Consider the following 13,335-nt stretch of genomic DNA (forward strand, 5'->3'; position numbering starts at 1 on the left):
GGTCCATTCGCTTCCATCGCGAATGGGCCGGCTGGCTTTCTTTGGTAATTCGGGCTTAGCGCCTTCCGTTCCAATTGCCGAATCCTTGCCACCAGGATCCCCCGGCATCAGAGGTCAAATCTTTGTGCCCGGAAGAGGAGGAGGAACCGGAGTTCGACGATCGGGCAGTGGAGGAGGAACGATCCGTTGTCGATGCGGCTTGCCCGATATCCGCGAGAGATTGGCCGTTATCGGCCGCGGGAACTTGCTTGTTGTCTGCGGTTGTTTGCTTGTCAGACGCCGAACCGCTTTGCTTATCGTCGGCAGACGATTGACCGCCGGAGGCCGTCGAAGCGCTTTGGCCATTGTCCGCGGCGGCTTGTCCGTCGTCCGGAATGACGCGGCGAGCCGTCACGAACGTTTGATCCCAGGTACTGCCGGCGAAGTCGGAGATCGTAACCCCGATTCCCACGCGGTACGTATGCAGCAATTGGCCGTTGCCGATGTAGATGCTGACGTGATTAATAACCCCGTCGCGATTCGTATCCGTGAATACCAAGTCGCCCGGTTGCAGCTGATCCTTGGACACGCGGGTGCCGACGGTCGCTTGGTCTTTGGATGAACGCGGAAGGTCGATGCCGTGCTGCTTATAGACATATTGCGTAAAGGAAGAGCAGTCGAACGAATCGGTCTGTCCCGATCGGGCTCCGAACTTGTAGGGAACCCCGATATATTTTTCTCCCGTGGCGATAATTTGGTCCGCGAGCGAAGATGCGCTGGACGAGGCCGCTGCGGCTTGCACGGGTTGGCTCGTTAACGCTGCGCTTCCGGCAAAAACGATCGCAAGGCCGAGGCCGACTCCCAGCAACGATTTGCCGAGCCGATATTTCCGGTTATGGATGCTCATCTTGTATCCTCCCTTGTCAGTTCGGATTCGGTTGCGTGATCCTATAACAACCATAACATAAATAAATGCACTATAAATTACCATATCAAAAGCAAACCCAGGCGCGATCCGTACGGGAGCGTCTTTGTTAAAAATCGATTAGAAATTCCTAATGGTTTCTTAATGGACTTTTGTATGGATTGCGCGTCAATTGGATACAATCGCTGCATAAGGAGGGCTGCGGTTGGAAAAAAAAATTTTGCTCATCGAGGACGAGGCCAAAATCGCGCGGCTGCTGCAGCTCGAGCTGTCTTTCGAAGGGTATCGCGTCGAGGTGGCTTCGAACGGCAAGGAAGGTCTTGAAAAGGCGCTCGCCGAGCCTTGGCAACTAATCGTTCTGGACGTCATGCTGCCGGAGCTTAACGGTATGGAAGTGCTTCGAAGGTTCAGGAAGACGGACGCGAGAACGCCCATCATTCTGCTGACGGCGCGAAGCTCCACGGCGGAGAAGGTAAGCGGCCTGGACCAGGGAGCGAACGATTACGTCACGAAGCCGTTCGAGATCGAGGAGCTGCTGGCGAGGATGAGAGTTTGCCTTCGCGAGCCTTCTCAAGAGAAAGCCGATACGCCTCCGCCGGTTCTCCGATTGAAAGATTTAACCGTGGACAGAGTAACCCGGAAGGTGTCCCGCGGCGGCCGAAATATCGAACTAACGCCGAAGGAGTTCGATCTTCTCGTCTATTTGCTGGACAACAAAAATACCGTTCTGGAGCGCGAACAGATCATTAACCGGGTGTGGGGCTACGATTTTGTGGGCGATACGAATGTGGTCGACGTCTACGTCCGGTATTTGCGCAAAAAAATCGACGAACCGCATCGGGACAAGCTGATTCACACGATCCGCGGCGTCGGATACTGCATGAAAGAGGATGAGAGTTGAATATCAAAAATAAGCTGACGCTGCTCGTCTCCGTCACTGTTATCTGCATTCTCATTATCGCGGACTTCATCATTTATTTCTTGTTTATCCGGACGGCTACCCACAACGAGATCCAGACGCTGCAATCGAAAGCGGAACAAATCATCGAGAAGATCGGCCCGCAGCCGCTCATGCGAAACAGCCGGGCCATGGATTTGCGAACGATGGTTCCGGAAGATACGGCCATTCGGATCGTCGACGAGAATTCCAAGCTGATCCTCCTCGTTCAGAACGATCCGTTCGAGCTTCCGCCTTTCCATTATGCCGCATCCAACGAATCCGAACTGGAGGATGGCGATCAGAACGTCATTATCGTTCGCGTTCCGATTATTACGACCGGCTCCACTCCCGCCGGAACTTTGGAAATGATCGAGAAGATGGATTCGCTCGATTCCAGCATCGGCATGCTCGTCACGGTATTGGCTTTCTCCACGGGAGGAGCCGCCTTGCTCAGCGTGATCGGGGGACTGCTCATCTCCCGAACGATCATGAATCCGATCTCCGACCATATTCGAACGATGCAGGATATCGAGCGCAGCCTGACGTTCAAGAAAATTCCGTCGCACCGCAAAAATAAAGACGAGCTGTCGCAATTGACGGATACGTTCAATCGCATGATGGAACGGTTGGAAGGCAGCTTCCTTCGGCAGCGGCAATTCGTGTCGGATGCGTCTCACGAGCTGAACACGACGCTCACGATCATCGAAGGCTACGCCGGTATGCTCAAGCGGTGGGGAACGACAAACGAGGAAGTGCAGCGGGAGTCGATCGAGAACATTTACGAAGAATCCAAGCGCATGAAAAAAATGACGCGTCAATTGCTCGATCTGGCGTCGTCGCAGAACGATCCGAAGCTGGAGATCGAATCCTTCTCCATTCTCGAATGCTGCAAGCAGGCGGCTTCGCTGGCGAACAAGCTCCATAAGAGGGATATCGCCGTTCGGGCCAAAGGCGCTTTGGACCCGATCATTCAAGCCGATCCGCAGAAGATCAAGCAGCTGCTGCTTATTTTGTTGGACAACGCGTTGAAATACAGCGATAAACAGATCGAGATGACGGTCTCTACTCAGGGCGAAGATACGGAGATTCGCGTCAAAGACTACGGAATCGGCATTCCGAAGGAGCACATCGGGTACGTGTTCGATCGTTTTTACCGGGTCGACCAGGCTCGTCAACGTCAGACGGGCGGCGCGGGGCTCGGTCTTCCGATCGCCAAATCGATCGTTCAGGAGCATGGGGGGACGATCGCGGTTCGGAGCGAGGAGGGAGCCGGCACCGAATTCACCGTTAGGCTCCCGAATACGCAAACCCGTGAGCCGGTCAAGCCCGCCGAATGACGAACACGCGGCCGTACCTTCCTTCATATACGGGCGGACCGAATGCGCCGATCCACTGGTTCATCAGCTTCTCGGATACATCGTTCTGCGCGATGACATAATCGGGGCGGTCGGACTGAACGATGGCCGGCAACCGGTCCGAGAAGCCGTACATCGACCGTTCGAACGAATTCCAGCCGTAAGCCCCTTTGGAGGCGTCGGTGATGAACGGATCCTGCCTGCCGTCGCACAAGACGTCGCCGCCGCGGAACATGACGTAGCCGGACGATCCGTACCGGGCAAGCACTTTGGGGCGAACTCCTTGGGGAGTATGTGCGAGTAGGTAAGCCATCTCGTCCACCGGATATTTCTTCGCATCGACCGAAGGAGGAAAGACAAAGACGAACAGCGCGTTCGCCAGAAGCCCGGCGGCCAGGCCGCAAACGATTCCCTTGAGTCGCAAGGGGAAACGGAGCTTGGCCGTAAACCGAAGGAGCGGTGCCGTGTCCATGGCTGCGGCGGCGAAATAAGGGACGAAGAGCCATAAAAATAAATTTTGTTTGTAGTTCGTAACGCCCAGGTACCCGGTTCCGATCATCAGCATCCAGCGAAATCCGTTTTTCTTGTTGGAGTAGAGAAACGTCAAGGCGAAGAACAGAAGCATCAGCGCGATCGGGACGTTCTCCCAATTGCCGAAGTCGATCGGGTTCCATTCGTCGATCAACCGGTTGTAATGGTGTCTGGTTACGACCAGGATATAGAACAGGCTGCGATAGCCTCCCGGATTCAAAAGCCCGGCAAGCGCGACGGCAGCGTAAACGGCCGCATCCCGAACCGTACCGTCCCGCCGAATCAAGGTCTCGACGATTTGCATCCCCGAAACGACCGCGATGACGAGCCAGACTCCCGCATGCACGTTGGCCAGCAGCCAGGAGGAAAGGACCATCGCCAAGGCAAGGCGCAGTTGGCCCGTCATCCTGTACTGCCTCATCCATGAGACATACCATACGATCAATACCGACGAGATCATCTGAGGACGACTGGTAAAATAGTGGTAATATACCCACGCGCCGACAAGCGCCAACAGGACCAAGCAGGAAAGAGGAAATCCTGCAAGTCCCGCTTCCTTGCGGGACACGGTCATCAAACGGTACAGTCCGGCGACGAGCAGGAGAAAACAAGCGGCCGTCAATACATAAATGCCGGGCCAGCCGAATCCGTTATAGAGAGCGGCCTCGATCAGCTGAAATCCGACTTCGTGGGGAACATACGGAAGTCCCGGTTGGAACGTATGAATCGCATGATGCAGCACGACGCCGTGCTCCAGCATGTACCGGCCGTTCTCGATATGCCAGAACGTGTCCGGATCGTTATAGGAATTCGCGGGGAACAGAAGCAAGGTTCCGAGCGCGGCGACGCAGGCGCCGACCCATCCGGGAATCGGCCTGGATCTCGCGGGGTTAGACTCGTTCATCGTCGAGACACTCCATTGTTTTTTATCTTAAAGGATAACGGATCAATCTTAAGGATAAATAAAGTGCACCATTTAATAATCATTTAAGAGATGCTTTACTCAGGATTTAAAAATGAACTCTAAAGTAAAGGTAACAGCGACAACAGTCCTAGGATGTCCGAAAGGAGGGGAACAAAGATGCAGCCGTCGGAGCTTGCGATTGCGGCAAAACGAGACCGCCCGGTCTCAGCGGAAGGATTCACGCTCAGCTTGCTGCTGCTGTTCGCCTTCGAATTCGTTCGCGGCGCTTTTCTCGTGTCTTATTTGCCAGGCATCGGCCATGACCGGCTTCACCTGTCGGCGGCCGTCATCGGCCTGGCTGTCTCGATCCATTATTTGGCCGACAGCGCCTTAAAGCTGATCGCCGGATACGTATTGGAGCGGGTGCCGGCGCGGTTTACGCTGTTCGGCGGAGCCGTGCTCATGGCGGCAGGATTCGGCCTTGCCTCGCATTCGAGCAGCCCGGGCTTGTTGTATGCAGCCATGGCCGCGGCGGGCATCGGCAGCTCGCCGGTGTGGCTCGTCGGGGTCAGCCGGCTGGACAAAGACAAACGGGCCGAACAGATGGGCATCCTATACTTATGCTGGATGGGAGGCCTCGGCCTTGGCCCGGTCTTGATCAACTTCGCGTTGGACGCGGGTTATTCATTGTCCTTGGCGCTGCTCATGGGCTTGACCGCGATTGCCGGTTTTGCCGCCCTGCGGCTGCCGCAAGGCGCGAAGGCTTCGTTTGACCGGCTCGACTTCCGGGAGCAAGCGGCCCTGCTTAAGGAACGAGCGAGGCGGATGGGGCCGCTGATGGCCGTTATGATTCTTCAGTCCTTGTCGGGAAGCATGCTCGTCCCGCTGCTGACGCCGTTCGCAACCGCCCATTTCGGCTGGAGCCATGCGGCGCTGTCCGCGGTTATGATCACGGGCGGCGCTTGCGCCGTCGGATTGCTTATCCCGATGGGAAAGCTGACGGACCGGATCGGCGGCAAACGATTTCTCATCGTCGGGTGCGGACTGTTCGCCGCCGCGGTCGCGGCCGTCCCCAGCGCCGGACGCCTCGTTCAGGCGGCCGTGCTCGCCGCCGTGCTCGGCGCTTCTTATGCCGCCTTTCTTCCGGCGTGGAACGCCGAGCTTGCGAAGCACGTTCCGGATCAGGCTCAAGGAACGGGATGGGGGCTGATCTCCACGATCGAAGGAGCGGGCGCCATGGCCGGACCGGTACTGGGCGGCTGGGTGGCGCAGAGGTTCGGCGATGCGGTCCCTTTTTACATTTGCGGCGCCGTCTTCGCTTTGCTGTCCGTCTATTTCCTGTCGTCCTGCGGATTGAAGGCAAGAAATTCGTCATGAGAGAGGGGACGAATCATGTCGGACGCGACCATAAGAATTCTGATCCTGTACGCCCGGTTCGGCGACGGGCATTATCAGGCGGCCAAAGCGCTTAAGGAACGGTTCGAGTCGCAAGGCATTCGGGAAGTCGTCCTGTTCAACCTGTTCGCGGAATCCCATCCCGTCCTGAACCGGCTGTCGCAGATGATTTATTACGGAAGCACCTCTCATTGGCCGACCTTGTACGGCTTGGGATACTCGTTGTCCGATCGGCTTCCGTCTTCCACTCGCTGGGGGCAATGGGTTCATTCGCTCGGCTCGGAGACGCTCGGGAGACTTGTGGAGGAATGGCGGCCGAGCGCGGTCATTCAGACCTTCCCGATGCTTACGATGTCGTACCTGCGCCAAAGCATGGGGTACCGGATTCCGACGTTCACCCTCCTGACGGATTATGTTTTTCACAGCCGTTGGCTTCATCCCGAGACGGATCTGTATTTCGTCGCGTCCGAAGAAATGAAGCGGGACATGATCGTTCAGTGCGGCGTTCCGGCGGATCAAATTCGGGTCAGCGGCATTCCCATCCGCTCCGCGTTCCGGGAAAGCGAGATCCAGGCGAAGATCGGATCCAGAATGGAGACCGGATCCGCTCCCGCGGGCGTTCTCGTTATGGCCGGGGCTTACGGCGTATCCGGCGAGGTCGACTCGATGGTTCAATCTTTGTTGGCTGAAGAGGGAATTGCGATCTCGCTCGTCTGCGGACGAAACAAGAAGCTGGAACGGCACATGATCCGCCTGTTCGGAGAAGAACCGAGGGTCCGGATTTACGGCTATGTGGAGGCGATCGAACAGCTGATGGCCGATTCGGCCTGCTTGATCACCAAAGCGGGCGGCATTACGCTGACCGAAGCGTCCGCCATGCGGCTGCCGGTCGTCGTATACCGCCCGATTCCGGGGCAAGAGGAAGGAAACGCGTCGTATTGGACCGCCCAAGGGACGCTGAGCACGGCTTATAACAAGAAGGATCTGAGAAGACAAACCGTTCAATATTTGCGGCAACAGCCATTCGGGGCCCGGGCTTATCCGTCCGTGGACGGCCAGGAAGCTTCCGTCTGCGTCGTCAACGCCATCCTCGCTTATTTGAAATCCGTCACGACGCCTGCGCGAGTGCCCCTTCGCAAGCGGCGCAGAAGCAAGTGGATCCGCATCTTGAACCGAACTCATTGATCCGAATCGGCAAGCCCGAGCTATTCCGGAATCGAGATCGAGAAAGATCCCGTCGCCGTCGCCCCGCAGAGGTTCAGAATGCCGATGGTTTGAATCCGGTCGATGCTGACGCCGTATTCCGTGCCGCTAGCAACAGCCAGTTCAAAAGATGGGAGCCCGTTGCATCGGGCGATGACCAGGCGAACCGGTCCCGTCAAGCTGCCGGCGCTGATCGTGGCAAGACCGGAGCTTCGGCATGTCTGACGGGATATTCCTCGATTTGATTTCAGCAAAGAACCGAAGTTACAATTACATCTATACATAAGAGGGGGCCGCCAATTCGAGTATCAGGCGCTGCGCTGCTGTTTCATGCGATGCAGGGAGCATGATGGACAAGCTTTCCTTTTTTTGCAGCGTAGGGGAGGAGACAAGGACATGGAGACTTATCAGGCTTTGACAGTCGACTGGAAAGACTCGCGCTTAGCGGCGGAAATCCGCGAGTATGCGATGAACGATCTGCCGGAAGGCGAGGTTACGATCCGCGTCGCTTACTCGGGAGTCAATTACAAGGACGGACTCGCCAGCATCCCGGAGGGGAAGATCGTGCGCCATTATCCCCATGTGCCGGGCATCGACTTGGCCGGTACGGTGATCGCCTCGTCCGATCCGGCGTTCCGCGAGGGGGACGAGGTGCTGGTGACGGGATACGGCTTGGGCGTATCCCATCCGGGCGGCTTCAGCCAGGTCGCGAGAGTTCCCGCGGCATGGGTAGTGCCTCTGCCGCCGGGACTGTCGGCGAAGGCGGCGATGGCGATCGGCACCGCCGGATTTACGGCGGCGCTGTCCGTGCACCGGCTGGAGGAGAACGGGCTGGCTCCGGGCCAAGGCCCCGTGCTCGTGAGCGGAGCCACCGGGGGCGTCGGCAGTTGGGCGGTCGCGATGCTGGCGCGATCGGGCTACGAGGTGACGGCCAGCTCCCGCAAGAGCGCCGAAGCCGATTATTTGAAGGGGCTTGGAGCCGGCGGGGCGATCTCGCCCGCGGATTTGGAGAGCCCGGACAACCGGCCGCTTAGCCGCGAGCGATGGGCGGGGGCCGTCGATCCGGTCGGAGGTCCGTTCCTGCCCGGCGTGCTGGGCTCGGTCCGTTACGGCGGCTCCGTCGCGCTCAGCGGATTGACGGGCGGGACGGATTATGCCGCCACGGTGTTCCCGTTCATTCTGCGCGGCGTCAACCTGCTCGGCATTGACTCGGTGCAATGCCCGATGGGGCTCCGCCGCACGGTCTGGAGCCGCATCGCTTCCGAGTGGCGGCCGGACGACGCGCTGCTGGAAGCCGTCTCGCACGAGATCGCGCTGTCCGAGCTGCCGGACGCGCTGGCTCAAGTGCTGCAGGGTCGCATGCGCGGCCGTGCCGTCGTCGCACTTTCCCGTTAGACTTTCGGCCAACATCGCAAGCCGAAATCATGAATCGAACGATCGCCGACTTGTTCGCGCCGGAGAGGAAGCAAAGCCTGAGCTCGCTCCTCGTCCGGCGGATGGCAAGCCGGCGATTTCTTTATGACTTTTACATTGACCGAACGTTCAATCAAAGGTAAGATGGAGGGGATCCAAAACAATTTTCCGACGAGAGGAGTTTTTTGGAAATGGATTTGCATTACGAGATTCAAGGCCATGGGCCGACCGTCGTTCTGATTCATAGTCCCGGCGTCGACTCCAGGGAATGGAGAGAGCTCGCGCCGTTGCTGAGGAATTCCTATCGGATCGTTACCTTCGATGGCAGGGGAATGGGGCAATCGCCCGCGCCGAAGGAGCCAATGGATCCCGTGCGAGATCTGCTCGCGCTGCTTCGGCACTTGCGGTCGAACAGGGTTACGCTCGTCGGCCACTCCATGGGAGGAGAGGTGGCCCTGAATTTCGCGCTTGCGTATCCCGAGATGGTCGAACGGCTGGTTGTCATCGCTCCTTCCTTGACCGGGTATCCCTATTCGCCAGAGTTTGTCGAGTGGATAAGGGCCGTAAACGCGCTTGCTCCCGATATTCGTAAAATGGTACAGTTTTCGTTGGACGGCCCTCATTACCGGACGGTAATGGCTAGCGAGCACCGCGATTTTCTGGCGGAGCTGCACACTCGATATATGACCCGTGTCTTTACGGAATGGCAAAGCTTCGAGGTCGTATGGCCGCAGCCGCCGGCGATCGGGCGGCTGGAGCAAGCGGCCGCGCCGACGCTGTTTATTCACGGATCGGTGGAATGGAGCGATATGCTTGGCGTCGCCGAGACGTTCAAACGCGTGCCGTCGGTGCGGTTTGCCATGGTGGAGGGCGCGGACCATATGATTACGATGACGCACGCCTCGAAGCTTGCCTCCCTCATTCTGGGATTTCCGGATTCGAATCGACAGGAGTGAACGATGAATGCCGCGCAGCCGGGAAGAGAACGAGAGAATTCGCCGACTGGCGATGGACAATATCGGTACCGCCGCCATGGAATGCTTCCTGGAGCGAGGGTATCACGCCGTATCTATCGACGAGATCGCCAGGAGAGCGGGCGTGTCCAAAGGGCTGTTGTACAATTACTATCAGGGAAAGGAAGGCCTTCTGGCCGAAATCGTCCAAACCCGGGTAAACGAGATCGCAAGCGTGATGGAGGCGGCTTCCTCGTCCGGTTCGCCTAGAGACTGTCTGCTTAAGATTATCGAAGGGGCTCTGGATCATATCGCAAGGAACCCGAAGGCGTATCGCTTCTTCCTGCATCTTCAGACGCAGCCGGAGGAAGACGAAGTGCTCTCTAAGTACAGTCGACGGCTGAACCGCGAAATGTCCAGACAGTACGAGCTTCAATGCGAGATCTTCGAGCGCATGCAAGCGAAGGACCCGAAGCTTCGTTCCTTGTACTTCTCTTCGGCGCTGCATGGCCTGATGTTTCTGATGTCCATCTATCCGGGCTATCCCGTCGAGGCTATGAAGGAGGAAATGATCCGGGATTTTTGTTAAAAATCCCGCGATTTTCGATTTCAAGTCTGCTAGGATAGGGAGAAGGACAGCAAACGAAATGGAGCGTGGAGAACGAGATGAAGCCCGGAGACCGGCGTTCTTTTTCCAATGAGATACATTCTGTCTTGGAAGCGTTTGCGAATCGGATCGTTCCGAAGGATGCCTGGCCGTCGGCGACAGAAGGCGGCGTTCTCGGCTACCTGGAACGTCATGCGGCCGAGGATCCCGCGGCTTGGACGGACTTGATCGAGCCGGGCTTGCGCAAGTTGGATGCGACGGCCTTGAATCTTCACGGCCGCAGCTTTAAGGAGCTGCCGGAGGCGGAGGCCGACGCCATGCTGCGGGAAGTAGAACTGGAGCGCGTACGGAACTGGCCGGTATCGCCCAAGCGTTTCTTCGATACGCTGCTGAGCCTGGTTGTCGAAGGTTATTACGGAAGTCCGGATGCCGGCGGGAACCTGGAGGGCAAGTCGTGGGACATGATCGGATTCCGTCCGGGGCCGGTCTCCGGCGATCTTCCTCCGGCCGCGGAAGCCGACCTGCCGCTGCGGCCGTTCGACCGGCTTCGGGACCATTACGATGCCGTCGTCATCGGAGCCGGAGCCGGGGGATCGGTCGCGGCAGCGGTGATGGCCGAAGCGGGAATGCAAGTTCTCGTCGTCGAACGCGGGAGCTGGCTTCGGTACGGTCAGGTAGGCCGGGACCACCTGCGCAACCATCGGCTCAGCAAATACGGTCATAACACGGGGCCGGATTCGTCGGGTCATCCCCGCACGATTCTGCCGGCCGGCGAAGACGAGAGGATCACGCTCCCTTTCGAAGGCGACTATCATAATAATGCCATGACAGCGGGCGGCGGAACGCGGGTTTACGGAGCGCAGGCATGGCGTTTCCACCCGGAAGACTTCCGCATGGCGACCCGCTATGGAGTGCCTGACGGAAGTTCGCTTCAGGATTGGCCGATTCGCTATGAAGAGCTCGAACCTTATTATGAACGGGCCGAATGGGAGGTCGGCGTCTCCGGCGACGGGAGTGCCCATCCGGGAGGCGGACGGCGGCAGCGTCCCTATCCGATGCCGCCGCTGCCCCGCGCTTCGGAGGCGGAGCGATTGGCTCAAGGGGCGGCGAAGCTCGGATGGGCTGTCGGTCCGGTCCCTCTTCTGATCAACTCCGTGGAACGGGACGGCCGGCCGGCCTGCGGTCGGTGCGGCCAATGCGTCGGATTCGCTTGCCCGACGAACAGCAAAAACGGCGGCCATAATACGATGCTGCTCCGGGCCGTCGCGACCGGCAACTGCGATCTGATCTGCGATACGCTCGCGGATCGCATCGTTACGGAAGGAGGCAGGCACGCGACCGGCGTCAGCCTGGTTCAGGACACGGGAGGATCGATACGGCGCCGGCAAGTGAGGGCCGGTCACGTGGTCGTTGCCGCAGGCGCCATCGAAAGCGCCCGGCTCCTTCTCCATTCCAAAAGCGATTCGGAGCCCGACGGGATCGGGAACCGGAACGGGCTGGTCGGGAGGAACCTGCAAGGACATGTCTATTCGGGCGCTTACGGGCTGTTCGACGATCCCGTTCAAGACGGCCTCGGCCCGGGAGTGAGCATCGCGACCCTGCGCTTCGCCCATGACAACGAAGCCGGTATTATCGGAGGCGGCCTTCTGGCCAACGAGTTCACCCGCCTCCCGCTCATTCATTGGTATCGGGCGCTAGCGCCGGATGCGGCAAGATGGGGGATCGGGGGCAAGGATGAGATGCGCTCGAGTTACTTGCGAACGAGTCAAATCCAAGGCCCGATCCAGGAGATTCCGACGCCCGAGTCCAGGGTGAGGCTCTCCAAGACCGTCACGGACCGCTTCGGAATGCCGGTCGCCATGCTGTCGGGCAGCGTTCACCCCGAGTCGCTTCGGGCCTCCTCTCTGCTGGCGGAGCAGGCGGAGCGATGGCTTTGGGCTTCCGGAGCGAAGCGGGTATGGCGAACCAAGCCCGGAAACGGACTCAGCGCCGGTCAGCATCAGGCGGGAACGCTGCGCATGGGCGACGATCCTTCGACTTCGGTCACCGATCCTTCGGGCCGCATTCACGGTTACGACAATCTTTGGGTCAGCGACGGGTCCGTGCATGTCACCAACGGCGGAGTCAACCCGGTGCTCACGATTATGGCTTTGGCCTTCCGCACGGCGGATAACTTGGCGAACCGGCGAAACTAACCGTTCATGATCACGCCGCCCGTGACGTGAATGAATTGCCCGGATACGTACGAAGAATCGTCGGAAGCCAAATAAACGTAGGCAGGGGCGATCTCGCAAGGCTGACCCGCGCGTTTCATCGGAGTTTTCGCGCCCCATTGCGAGACTTGATCCGCCGGGAAGGAGGCGGGGATCAGCGGGGTCCATATCGTTCCCGGCACGACGCCGTTGACGCGGATTCCCCGGCCATGGAGAGATTTGGATAAGGAGCGCGTAAAAGCGACGATCGCTCCTTTGGTCGCAGAATAATCCATTAACTGCTCGTTGCCCTCATATGCGGTAAGGGAAGCGGCGTTAACGATGGCGCTGCCTGGCTTCATGCGGGGGAGAGCCGCCTTCGTCAAATAGAACACGGAGAAAAAGTTGGTTCTGAACGTCTGCTCCATTTGCTGAGAGGCGATGTCCTCCAGACGCGTTTGCACGTGCTGCTCCGCCGCGTTGTTGACCAAAATATCCAATCGGCCGAACTGTCGGACGGTTTGATCGACGACGGTCGTACAGAACGTCTCGCTGCCGATATCTCCGGCGATCAATAAACACCGGCGGCCCAGTTGTTCGATCGTACGCTTCGTCAACTGCGCATCCGAATGTTCATTCAAATAAACGACGGCGAGATCGGCGCCTTCTTTGGCGAAAGCGACGGCGATCGCTCGGCCCTGACCGCTGTCTCCTCCCGTGACGATCGCGACTTTATCCCGCAATTTGCCGCTGCCGACGTAATTCGGATTATCGAAGATCGGCAGCGGATTCATTTGCGCTTCCGCACCGGGCTGCCGATCTTGATGCTGCGGCGGATAGGGCGGGGCCGGCGGCTGCAGCGGCTGCTTTGGGCTCGGGTTTGGAGTCGTCGCTTGTGCCATTTCTATATTCTCCTTTTGGTCCCTGTTAACGCTGCA

At 58.6% G+C, this 13,335-nt stretch carries 12 protein-coding genes; 8 read left to right on the forward strand and 4 right to left on the reverse strand.

Annotated features, from left to right (window positions below; all coding sequences use genetic code 11):
• Positions 1-55 precede the first annotated feature (55 nt).
• Positions 56-886, reverse strand: a complete 831-nt coding sequence (locus H7C18_RS22670) for a C40 family peptidase (protein ID WP_185131381.1) — start codon at positions 884-886, stop codon at positions 56-58.
• Between the two features lie 223 nt (positions 887-1,109).
• On the opposite strand from H7C18_RS22670, the gene H7C18_RS22675 reads away from it, so the two are divergent.
• Both H7C18_RS22675 and H7C18_RS22680 read left to right on the forward strand, forming a co-directional pair.
• A complete protein-coding gene (locus tag H7C18_RS22675; protein WP_185131382.1) occupies positions 1,110-1,805 on the forward strand; it encodes a response regulator transcription factor in 696 nt (231 codons plus the stop codon).
• Positions 1,802-3,181, forward strand: coding sequence for a HAMP domain-containing sensor histidine kinase (locus tag H7C18_RS22680; protein WP_185131383.1), 1,380 nt, complete (start codon positions 1,802-1,804; stop codon positions 3,179-3,181). The genes H7C18_RS22675 and H7C18_RS22680 overlap by 4 nt, the downstream gene beginning before the upstream one ends.
• Here H7C18_RS22680 and H7C18_RS22685 read toward each other — a convergent pair.
• On the reverse strand, positions 3,165-4,634 hold the full coding sequence (locus H7C18_RS22685) for a hypothetical protein (protein ID WP_185131384.1): 1,470 nt from the start codon (positions 4,632-4,634) through the stop codon (positions 3,165-3,167). The two genes, H7C18_RS22680 and H7C18_RS22685, sit on opposite strands and share 17 nt — an antisense overlap.
• Positions 4,635-4,811: 177 nt before the next feature.
• Between H7C18_RS22685 and H7C18_RS22690 the strand changes: the two genes are divergently transcribed.
• On the forward strand, positions 4,812-6,011 hold the full coding sequence (locus tag H7C18_RS22690; RefSeq protein ID WP_185131385.1) for an MFS transporter: 1,200 nt from the start codon (positions 4,812-4,814) through the stop codon (positions 6,009-6,011).
• Between the two features lie 15 nt (positions 6,012-6,026).
• On the forward strand, positions 6,027-7,214 hold the full coding sequence (locus H7C18_RS22695) for an MGDG synthase family glycosyltransferase (protein WP_185131386.1): 1,188 nt from the start codon (positions 6,027-6,029) through the stop codon (positions 7,212-7,214).
• Between the two features lie 20 nt (positions 7,215-7,234).
• Here the strand turns inward: H7C18_RS22695 and H7C18_RS22700 are convergent, their stop codons facing one another.
• Positions 7,235-7,411, reverse strand: coding sequence for a hypothetical protein (locus tag H7C18_RS22700; protein ID WP_185131387.1), 177 nt, complete (start codon positions 7,409-7,411; stop codon positions 7,235-7,237).
• 217 nt (positions 7,412-7,628) lie between these two features.
• On the opposite strand from H7C18_RS22700, the gene H7C18_RS22705 reads away from it, so the two are divergent.
• The 4 genes from H7C18_RS22705 to H7C18_RS22720 all read left to right on the forward strand — a co-directional run bounded on the left by H7C18_RS22705 (position 7,629) and on the right by H7C18_RS22720 (position 12,400).
• Positions 7,629-8,627: an acrylyl-CoA reductase family protein gene (locus tag H7C18_RS22705; protein ID WP_185131388.1), complete on the forward strand. Its 999-nt coding sequence runs from the start codon at positions 7,629-7,631 to the stop codon at positions 8,625-8,627.
• 209 nt (positions 8,628-8,836) lie between these two features.
• Positions 8,837-9,601 carry an alpha/beta fold hydrolase gene (locus H7C18_RS22710; protein WP_185131389.1) on the forward strand — a complete coding sequence of 255 codons (765 nt, stop codon included), beginning with the start codon at positions 8,837-8,839 and terminating at the stop codon, positions 9,599-9,601.
• Between the two features lie 7 nt (positions 9,602-9,608).
• The gene (locus H7C18_RS22715; protein ID WP_185131390.1) at positions 9,609-10,187 is read left to right on the forward strand and encodes a TetR/AcrR family transcriptional regulator; all 579 of its coding nucleotides are present in this window, start codon (positions 9,609-9,611) and stop codon (positions 10,185-10,187) included.
• A 125-nt stretch (positions 10,188-10,312) separates the two neighbouring features.
• Complete coding sequence (locus H7C18_RS22720; protein WP_238357880.1) at positions 10,313-12,400, forward strand: GMC family oxidoreductase; 2,088 nt, start codon at positions 10,313-10,315, stop codon at positions 12,398-12,400.
• Here H7C18_RS22720 and H7C18_RS22725 read toward each other — a convergent pair.
• Entirely contained in the window at positions 12,397-13,299 is a 903-nt protein-coding gene (locus tag H7C18_RS22725) for an SDR family oxidoreductase (protein WP_185131392.1), read from the reverse strand. The two genes, H7C18_RS22720 and H7C18_RS22725, sit on opposite strands and share 4 nt — an antisense overlap.
• Positions 13,300-13,335: the final 36 nt, after the last annotated feature.

It is taken from the genome of Cohnella zeiphila (assembly GCF_014212055.1).
Classification (GTDB): Bacteria; Bacillota; Bacilli; order Paenibacillales; family Paenibacillaceae; genus Cohnella; species Cohnella zeiphila.